Source organism: Lutibacter sp. HS1-25 (assembly GCF_004121075.1).
GTDB lineage: Bacteria > Bacteroidota > Bacteroidia > Flavobacteriales > Flavobacteriaceae > Lutibacter.
In genome coordinates this window covers 1-2,900 of sequence record NZ_RHLN01000164.1, presented here as the reverse complement: position 1 = coordinate 2,900, position 2,900 = coordinate 1, and the positions used below count along the sequence as shown (strand labels likewise).

Below are 2,900 nucleotides of genomic sequence, written 5' to 3'. Positions count from 1 at the left end.
TCACCAACCATAAACTCTAACGTCATTCTGAACTTGTTTCAGAATCTCATGAACAATCCATTGAAAATTCTGGTCACTGAGCGGAGTCGAAGTGTCTGTTAGCGCGGATTTGCAATCCGTGCAAGTACCTTAATTATCCGCTGGTGCAGATTTGCAATATATGACATCTTAGTACTATCAATTTTAAAATAAATCGAGTACTACAACATCTAATTCGTTTTCTAAAGCGGCATAATTTCTTGCAGAACTAAATAAATAATCCTCAGGAAAGGCTACAATTTTATCAACTACAGGGTTGTTATGAATGTAATTTATTTTTTGTTTTATAAACTTATTTGATGTTACAATTTCTGCATGATATCCGTCTTGCCAGACTTTGTATTGCTGTTTTCTTTTTAAGTGCTCACAAGCTTTAGAGAAAGAATCTAGAAGCCATTCTCGTCTGCTCTCAGGTTTATCAATAATAGTTTGTATTATTTTTTTTGAAGTAAACTTTTTAAAATCACGCATTATATTTGAAAGTAATATATCGTCTTTAGCTTTACATAACATATGAAGGTGACTAGGCATAATACAATAAGCATAAATTTCTAAGCCTTTTTCTTTTTGGCAATAGTTTAAAGCTTCTATTAATAAGTTTCGTTGATTTAATCTTGTAAATAAGTCTATCCAACTTACTGTTGTAATTGTAACAAAATAAGCAGTATTTGGCATAGTAGCCTTGTATTTTGTACTCATCTTTTCCTTTTTATTTGCAAGATATAAAATTCAAATTATTATTCTACTTATTGTAACGGGCACGGAATGCAATTCCGCGCTATCATTATACGTGCGTTGGCGCAGATTTGTAATCTGTGACATCTTATGCTATTGTACAGTTAGTAATAAAGTAAAACCACCTCCTAATTTATAGAAAGTGGTTTATATTATATTAGTATTAGTTGACGGGCACGGAAAACATTTCCGCGCTATCTTTATACGTGCGTTGGCGCAGATTTGTAATCTGTGACATCTTATGCTATTGTACAGTTAGTAATAAAGTAAAACCACCTCCTAATTTATAGAAAGTGGTTTATATTATATTAGTATTAGTTGCTTACTCGTTACGGGCACGGAAAACATTTCCGCGCTATCGATGTGAGTGACATATCCGCGCCATCGGGAAACATTTCCGCGCTATCGTTGCGTGTTACATATCCGCGCCATCGGGGTTATCACTACTCCAAATATCACTATCCCAAAAACGCTTATCATCAACATTGTAAGTAGCTTTATTATTATCTCGATGATTTAAACAGTCATTCATTAACGCTATTGAGCTTTCTTCATAAGTCCTAGAGTTTGTAAATGAATTCCTAGAGAATGATGAAATTATTATAATTTCACTCTCTCTATTTCTTTTTGCAATAAAACTATTTCCATTAAAATGTGTTCCTTCGTATGGCAAATTACCTGATTTTTCCCAACTATAAGCCTCGTCTTTTGACACTCCTTTATATAGCTTTAGATTTTCATTTTCAACTATAACTAAAAAAACTAACTTACTTAAATCAGGATTATAAAAAATGCTATCTATATAAATTTTAGTCAAACTATCATTAATATATTCTAATTTTCCATTTACCTTAATAGAATTATAATATGGATGCTGATGATTTTTTATCTTATCTCTTATTGTAACCACCAAGTCTAAACTGTCTTTAGAATATTGTTCTTCAGAAACATTTACAATTGATTTATATTCTTTTGATGTGTAATTATTACTTCTAAATTCTAGCCAGCCGAAGATGTACTTAAAATAAAGAAACGCTATAAATATAATAACTATTATTATGCTTATCAATATGGGTTTTCTTTTCATTGCCTATTGTTTTACCCAATTTTTTCCATCCCACTTATATGTACCTTCTGACATGTTACTAATATCGTTAAAAAAAGTCATTATTGAATGGTCTGTACTATTACCTGTGTTGGTCTGTACATCTACTTTACCATTCTCATCCTGATTAGCTAACCATCCCAAACCCAAAATATTCCAAAAACCTTGATGTTTAAATTGAAAAGTAGGGGTTTCTCCATCTGCTGTTAAAGAACCAGCTTGGTGAGGGTCAAAATCATAGACTGAAAACTTTATTTGTGATTGTTGTTCTTTAGGTAGTGTTTTAACATACTCCTTCAATGCTTTAATAAACCCTTTACCGTAAGCACCTCCCATACTATGAGTTATTATTTTTATAGTTTCTATGATTTCTCCAGAAGTTTTGTCTCTAGTTAAATTCGCAATTATACTTTTTGCTTCTTTTTTACCCCTTGAGTAACCTGCATCAACTCTGTTTTTAGCACTAAGGTTAGAGGTTACTAAACCTCTTGTAGAAAGGACAGTATTTAAAGCACCTCCCATAGAACCATCTAAATACATAGAGTTACTATCTCCAAAACGATTCATTACAGATGTGTCAAATGCTGCTGTTTCTTTCATATAAGTTCCATATGTATGCCATGAAAAACCTGCAAAACTTTTTGTCCCAGACATATAGTTAACTTTCTGATAAGACCTCCAATATTCGGCCTTTCCTCCACTTCCTCCGTGCATACCATTTATGAATATAACAATATTTCCATCAGGATCAGTAGCTTGAATAGGAGTATTTAAAGCATACACATAAGTAGAATTACTAAAATATAGTTCGCTTAAATTATCTGTAACATGCCATCTTCCTATTGAAGGGTCATACATTCTTGCTCCATAATCATACAAATCTAAACCAAGTTCTTCGTTATATTCTTTTCCTCCAAACTTATAAGGATGAGCAGTACCATTTATAACATTATTGTATCCCTTGTGTTTGAGACCAAAAGGATAGTAGTTATTTTCTTCTACAATTTTAAGTTCACCTGTT

3 protein-coding genes are annotated in these 2,900 nt (G+C 32.1%); all 3 read right to left on the bottom strand.

Annotated elements, in window-relative coordinates:
• Nucleotides 1-183: 183 nt before the first annotated feature.
• A complete protein-coding gene (locus tag EC396_RS17795; protein WP_129367237.1) occupies nucleotides 184-738 on the bottom strand; it encodes a transposase in 555 nt (184 codons plus the stop codon).
• A 451-nt stretch (nucleotides 739-1,189) separates the two neighbouring features.
• The gene (locus tag EC396_RS17790) at nucleotides 1,190-1,861 is read right to left on the bottom strand and encodes a hypothetical protein (protein WP_129366962.1); all 672 of its coding nucleotides are present in this window, start codon (nucleotides 1,859-1,861) and stop codon (nucleotides 1,190-1,192) included.
• A 3-nt stretch (nucleotides 1,862-1,864) separates the two neighbouring features.
• Nucleotides 1,865-2,900, bottom strand: a 1,036-nt coding sequence (locus EC396_RS17785; protein ID WP_164975348.1) for an RHS repeat-associated core domain-containing protein, incomplete at its 5' end; no start/stop codon positions are given.